The sequence below is a fragment of the Bradyrhizobium sp. P2_E8 genome (assembly GCF_056403875.1).
In genome coordinates this window covers 1-6,146 of sequence record NZ_JBFUES010000421.1, presented here as the reverse complement: position 1 = coordinate 6,146, position 6,146 = coordinate 1, and the positions used below count along the sequence as shown (strand labels likewise).

General features: G+C 62.5%; 4 protein-coding genes and 1 pseudogene. All 5 read right to left on the bottom strand.

The genetic code is table 11. The features are described from left to right. Window positions 1-229: pseudogene (locus AC1D00_RS22370) on the bottom strand (hypothetical protein); the annotation flags it as partial. Window positions 230-674: 445 nt separating this feature from the next. Beyond that, a complete protein-coding gene (locus AC1D00_RS22365; RefSeq protein WP_135178245.1) occupies window positions 675-1,997 on the bottom strand; it encodes an NAD(P)/FAD-dependent oxidoreductase in 1,323 nt (440 codons plus the stop codon). A 232-nt stretch (window positions 1,998-2,229) separates the two neighbouring features. After that, a complete protein-coding gene (locus tag AC1D00_RS22360; protein ID WP_135178246.1) occupies window positions 2,230-3,693 on the bottom strand; it encodes an aldehyde dehydrogenase family protein in 1,464 nt (487 codons plus the stop codon). 22 nt (window positions 3,694-3,715) lie between these two features. Then, window positions 3,716-4,909, bottom strand: a complete 1,194-nt coding sequence (locus tag AC1D00_RS22355; protein ID WP_477012146.1) for an alanine racemase — start codon at window positions 4,907-4,909, stop codon at window positions 3,716-3,718. Between the two features lie 12 nt (window positions 4,910-4,921). Then, the gene (locus AC1D00_RS22350; protein WP_135178247.1) at window positions 4,922-5,797 is read right to left on the bottom strand and encodes a GNAT family N-acetyltransferase; all 876 of its coding nucleotides are present in this window, start codon (window positions 5,795-5,797) and stop codon (window positions 4,922-4,924) included. Window positions 5,798-6,146 lie beyond the last annotated feature (349 nt).

Genomic DNA, 6,146 nt, shown 5'->3' with positions numbered 1-6,146 from the left:
GTCTGGTCATGCCGTTGCGCGCGTTCTGTCGATAGGCCGCGTAGGTAATCTGCTTGAACATAGTCATCGAGTTGATCGTCCGATCGAGCACGATCAGCTTGCAGGTCTTGGCATCAACACCGGTCGTCAAGAGTTGAGACGTGGTTGCGATTACAGGATATGGCTCCTCAGGATCGATGAAGCGATCCAGCTCGGCTTTGCCTTCGGGACTATCGCCGGTGATCCGCATACCCATGCCGTACCTTGAGAGGAAAAGCAGGGCGGTCAGATCGGGCTAAGCCGTTGAATCGCTGGTACCGCAAACAGGACTCGAATCTGTGATCCCGTCATTACGAATGACGAGGGCGCCTGAGCGAGAGAGATCCAAACCGCGCCCCCATAAGCGCTTGGTTTGCCGGAAAATGTCGTACTAGACCAATTCGCAGGGTACTAAGATTCGGAGAAAATTCAGTTCTCTGGGCCTATCCAACGTCTAGTTTGATCCGCGATGGGGTCTCTCTGGCCAGAAAAAAGCAGGAAAACGGCCGGATATTTGGCCTGTCTCCGCATAGGAGTACGACATGACTTTGGCTGGCTGGCGGAGAGAGTGTCAGTCAATCCCTGTTGAAAGATAAAGCATTTTCGCCTTTGTCGGATCAATACCTACCGTTCGAGCTACGGATCCGGCTCGATCTTCAGATGGCGGCGATGTCCAGCTTCGAGCCATCGACCAGACGCGACAACCGAAACGGTTTGGGATCAACGCAAGGCGTGTCGTTCACGAGAAGCTGTGCAGCCAGATAGCCAAGCCCCGGGCCCAAACCGAAGCCGTGACCCGAGCAGCCCGCTGCGAGGACGAGGCCTTCCACCCCGTCCACCTGCGATACCACGGGCACTGCGTCTGGCGTGCAATCGACGAAGCCGCCCCAGGCGCTATCGATCTTGATTTCGCCGAGTTGGGGGAAGGTTTTCCGGACACTCTCCACCACTTGGCTCACCAGCCATTTCAAGGGCGGAGGATCCAGCACGCGATTCTGTTCGAAGATCCGATCGTCGTTGGTCAGGAGCGCCGGCATTGAATCCGGCCCTGAAACGAACGATCGGCCGACGCCGAGCCTGACGTTCTTCAGGCGACGCAAGAACTGCGGCATGAATTCCCGGCTATACCGGATAGCCTGGGGCGTGATTTCGAGGTTCGCCTTGCCGCTGATCGCAAGCGTGTAGCTGCCGTCCAGTCGGCGCGTGATCGTGCAGTAGGGTGTCGAGACCGCCTCGCCTATGTTGATCGTCGGGGTGGAACGCAGCGCGGTCTGCCGGATGCTCGCTTGGGGGAAACTGATCCCGAGCGGCCGAAGGAAGCGCGAGGACCAGGCGCCGGAGGCGCACAGCACCGCGCTGGTTCTGATGTAGCCCTTCTCCGTGTGAACGCCCGCAATCTTGCCATTGGCCAAGTCGAGCGCCCGCGCGGCGCATCCCTGGTGGATCGTGGCGCCCAGAACTCTGGCCCCATCGGCGATAGCCGGCGCGGCGAGCGCAGGTTCGGCCTTGCCGTCCCGGTCCGAATAGGTCCCGCCGATCCATTTGTCGCGCGCTTCGGGAACGCGCGCGGCCACCTCCGCCCGGCTCAGCACGCGGGTGTCGACGTCGTACTCCCTGGCGACCTCGCGCCACCTTTCCCAGCCGGCGAGCACAGCCTCATCGTGGGTCGCATAGACGAGACCGCAGCGTCGAAATCCGAGGTCCCGATTGATATCGCGCGTGAGTTCGTCCCACAGCCGCATAGAGATCACCGAGAGCGGCAGTTCGCGCCGGTCGCGGTTCTGTTGGCGGCACCAACCCCAGTTTCGGCTCGATTGTTCACAGGCGACGTGGCCCTTCTCGAGGAGCGCCACAGAGAGGCCGCGCTTCGCCAGGTAATAGGCGGCCGTAGAGCCGAGGATGCCGCCGCCGACGACGACGACGTCCGCCTCGGCCGGAAGACGCTCATCGCTGTGAATGCGCTCGACGTGGGGCGACATGTTCCAACGAACCTCGGCTGCCAAGAATGCGGAAGCAAAGTTCCGATCAGCCCTTCATCGCATCGTGCGCTCGATAGAATGTGCTGAAATCATCCAGGACTTCGCAAGATGTTCGGGTTTTTGGCCGCTTGATTGAACGAAGCTGCTCAAGCCCGACCGAGCATGGTTGCAGGAACAGTGCAAGAGTTTCATTTAAAGCGCGATGCCGCAGCTTTTCGGAGCCGATATTGAGCTATCGGTAGAATCCGAGAACTGCCTTCGTCTCGAGATACTCCTCCATGCCCTCGAGGCCGTATTCGCGACCGTTGCCGGAGCGCTTGTAGCCGCCGAAAGGTGCGTTCGGGTCCCAGTCAGGATAATTGAGATGGACTTGACCCGACTGGATCTGCCCGGCGATTGTCCGCACTGCTTTCATATCAGCGCCCTGCACATGGGCGCCGAGGCCGTAGACGGTGTCGTTGGCGATCGCGATCGCCTCGTCCACGGTGTCGTAGGGAATGATCGATAATACTGGGCCGAAGATCTCCTCCTGCGCTATCCTCATGTCGCGACGAACGTTCGAGAAGATCGTCGGCCGCGCATAGAGGCCAGTCTGAAGGTGGTCAGGCCGCCCCGGCCCGCCCATGACGAGCTTCGCGCCTTCCTTCAGACCTACACTGATCATGGTCTGCACGCGCTCGAACTGCGGCCGGTTGGCGATCGGACCATGGGTCGTGCTTTCCGCAAGGGGATCGCCGACCACCAATTCAGAAGCGGCGGCCGCCGCCAGGATCTCGACCTCCTCCATTTGTGAGCGGGACACAAGCATGCGCGTCGGTGCGCTGCAGGATTGGCCGAGATTGCGGAAGGCTGCGCCGACGCCAAGCGGAACAGCGCGGCTCAGATCGGCATCAGGCAAAATAATGTTCGGCGACTTGCCGCCAAGCTCCTGGGCGACGCGCTTGACGGTGGGCGCCGCGGCCTGCGCGACGAGAACGCCGGCCCGGGTCGAGCCGGTGATCGAGATCATGTCGACCAGCGGATGCGACGCCAGACCGGCCCCAACGATCGGACCTGTCCCATTGACGAGGTTGAAGACGCCGGGCGGACAACCGGCATCGTCCATGACCTCAGCGAATAGCAAGGCGCTCAGCGGCGATAATTCGCTCGGCTTCAACACCACCGTGCAACCCGCTGCGAGCGCGGGGCCGACCTTCGCTGTGATCTGGTAGAGAGGCCAGTTCCAGGGGGTGATGAGCCCGCAGACACCGATCGCCTCGCGCATGATCGCGGTGCTGCCACGCGCGGTGACGAACGGATAGGTCGCGAGATTGTCGCGTGCGACACGGATATGTTCGGCGGCCAGCGGTACCTGGGCTCGGCGCGCATAGGTGATGGCAGCTCCCATCTCGCACGTGAGAACCTGCGCGAACAACTCCAGCCGCTGGAGGAGCAAACCATGAACCCGGTCGAGCAGCGCCGCTCTGTCAGCCGGCGCTGTCATGGACCAGCCGGCGAAGGCGCGTCTGGCAGCTGCTATGGCGCAGTCCACATCATCGTCATCGCCGAGCGGAACCTCGGCGATCGGCTGCTCCGTCGCCGGATTGACGACGGTTGCTGCTGCCGCGACTGATCCGATCGGCTTCCGCCATTCTCCGTCGATGTAGAATTTTCCGAGGAAGCCGGCTTCCGTCAGGTGCCGAAGGGGAGAGGTCATTGGACGCGATCCTTTCGGCGGCCTACCAGCCGCGCATCCGGGGCCATCGTGCTTCGATCGCGTCGCTGCCGGCCGAGATGACGTTGTACCATTCGTGTTGCGACGCCGTCGCACAGGCGTGATTGGGGAGAATCCTGACCTTCGCGCCGATCGAAAGGTCGGGCAAAGCCTGCGTCGAGCCGGGCCCGATGGCGAGGATGCCGTGCTCCTGGCTCGCTTGCGAAACGATCAGGTTGGGATAAATCTTGCCGGCCACATCGCAGACCAGACCGTATCCCTGGTCGACCCGCTGCGTCGCGGTGCCGCGGTCGCGCGACAGCGCCATCCAACCTGCATCGACCAAAATCCAACTCTTCTCGGGCTTCTTGCCGATCACGGTGGCAAGCACCGAGATCGCGATGTCGTCGGTGGTGCAGACACCGACACCGTGCATCACCAGATCAAGGAACATGTAGACGCCGGCCCGCATTTCCGTGACGCCGGTCAGGTCTTCGGCAAAATGGGCGGTCGGCGTCGAGCCGACGCTGACGACAGGGCACTCATGCCCCGCCGCGCGCAACCTCGCCGCCGCAGCGACGGCCACGGCCCTTTCGTTCTCCGCAGCCGCCTCGAGGGTTTCAGGCGCGCAGAGACCGTAGGATTCGCCGGCATGGGTGAGAATGCCCGCGATCTTGACGCCGGCCTCGGCAACGGCGGCCGCGACGGCGATGAGCTTGGAATCCTCAGCGGTCAGCCCGCCACGGTGACCATCGCAGTCGATTTCGATGAAAGCAGACGGCGTCACGCCGGCGGCACGAGCGGCCGCGCCGAGGATGATCGCCTGCTCCCGCGAATCGAGCAGCACCTTGAGGTCGACGCCTGCTTTCCGCAGACGCATCGCTCTTTCAGCTGTGTGGGGCGCCAGACCCACGGCATAGGTGATGTCCCGGAATCCATGCTGCGCGAAGTACTCCGCCTCCGCCAAGGTTGAGACAGTGATTGGTCCCGCCCCCGATGGATAGATGCGTTGGGCGACGTCAATGGATTTCGCCGTCTTCATATGGGGACGCAGCACGACGCCTTGCCGGCCCATAAGAGAGGACAGGCGCGCGAGATTGCGATCCAGCCGGTCCTTGTCGAGGAGGAGCGCCGGTGTTGCCAGCGCGCCAATCGTTGCGGCGGGCTCGCCCGGACCGACATTTGGGATATCCGCCCTGTCCATCTCCACGCGCAGCATCCCGATGTCTCCTTAGCCGAATGACTGGTTGGCGAGCCCGAACATGCGGGCCGGTCCGGTCCATGGAGCCGGCGTCCCCAGCACCATGGTGGTGGCATCACTGACCTGCTGCAGGTCGATGCTTTCGAGCCATTCCCCGAGTTGCGAGGAGGCAGGAGTATCGATCCGGACGAAGACAGGCCCGAGCCGCGCGATCGCGAATTCGATCAGCGCGCGTGCATCGGTCGGGCTCTCGGCCACCACGGGGCCGATGACATACCCGCGGCCGAAGAGCCGAGAGATGGCGTAGCCGCAAAGTATGCCGTCACGCAGCAGGACATAACCGTCACCGCTATCGAACAGCCCATTCAGCAACTGCCGCCGCTCCAACCCGGTAGCAGTGCGATCGAGCCGCGCGATCGCTTCGAACTCCGATGCGGCCATCGGTCTGAGGAGGCCCGATCGCGGCGTCTCGTGGCTTTGGCGTGGAATTCCCTGATGCTGATGGATGATCCCGGTCGGCACAAAGCCGCGGCGGCGATAAAGCGTGATGCCTTCGGCCGTCGAATTCAGCGCGATGGTCCGTGGGCGCGCGGACGTCAGCAAGGCATCCATGAGCTGGGCCCCATAGCCGCGGCCCTGCGCGGCCTTTGCGACGATGATCATCCCGGCGGAAGCGTGAGTCTCGCCGTACGGCCACCACGCCGCTGTCCCGATCACCGTCCCAGCGCGCTCCAGAACAAAGCCTTTTCCCAACTGCAGCGCGATATCCCAATCCTCGAGTCGATAGGGCCAGGACATCTCCTGCGAAAGCTTCAGGGCGCCTTCCAGATGCGCTCTGGCGAAAGGAACCAGCACCGCGACTTCACTGTCGCGTTCTCCGGCCTGGTAAGCTGCGGTGGTCATCATGATTCAACGTCTCTTGGTCGCGGTGTCGGCCTAACCGGTAGTGCCTAACAGGGCGAGGGCCACCTGATGATCCCCGCATCCTCTGCAGCGTACGTTGCGCCCGACAACATTACGCAATCGGACTGGCGCAAAGTTCGGCATACAATTTCATTGATGGTGCGGCAGCAGCATCAATCTGCTGTCCCGCGGCATGTGGCGTGCCGGAGGGCGTATTCACGCCTTCCAGTCCAGGACAATCTTGCCGCACTTGCCGGTGYGCATGATCTCAAATCCGGCCTTGAATTCTGTGACGGGCAGGCGGTGCGTTATGATTTTACGGATGTCGAGGCCGCTTTCGAGCATTGCGAGC